The 649-nt window shown below is 50.5% G+C and carries 1 rRNA gene; it reads right to left on the reverse strand.

Going from position 1 to position 649, the window contains the following annotated elements:
* Nucleotides 1-457, reverse strand: a 16S ribosomal RNA gene (locus tag ACMV8I_RS21340); the annotation flags it as partial.
* Nucleotides 458-649: the final 192 nt, after the last annotated feature.

A 649-nucleotide genomic window follows, 5' to 3' on the forward strand; every position in this document is an offset into this window, starting at 1 on the left:
TACCCTTCCTCCTCGCTGAAAGTGCTTTACAACCCGAAGGCCTTCTTCACACACGCGGCATGGCTGCATCAGGCTTGCGCCCATTGTGCAATATTCCCCACTGCTGCCTCCCGTAGGAGTCTGGACCGTGTCTCAGTTCCAGTGTGGCTGGTCATCCTCTCAGACCAGCTAGGGATCGTCGCCTAGGTGAGCCATTACCTCACCTACTAGCTAATCCCATCTGGGCACATCCGATGGCGTGAGGCCCGAAGGTCCCCCACTTTGCTCTTGCGAGGTCATGCGGTATTAGCTACCGTTTCCAGTAGTTATCCCCCTCCATCAGGCAGTTTCCCAGACATTACTCACCCGTCCGCCGCTCGTCACCCAGAGAGCAAGCTCTCCTGTGCTACCGCTCGACTTGCATGTGTTAGGCCTGCCGCCAGCGTTCAATCTGAGCCATGATCAAACTCTTCAATTAAAGTTCGATTTGCTTCAACCAGTGAAGCGATGCTCAAAAACTGACTTTTGCAAAAACTAAAAGTTCGTAATAATTCAACTAAATGAATTACTGCTTGGTCACTCTTCAAGACTTGATATTATTTTGCCACCGAGGTGGCTGATATCGTCTTGTGAGTGCCCACACAGATTGTCTGATAAATTGTTAAAGAGC

The organism is Ewingella sp. S1.OA.A_B6, assembly GCF_049889095.1.
Classification (GTDB): Bacteria; Pseudomonadota; Gammaproteobacteria; order Enterobacterales; family Enterobacteriaceae; genus Ewingella.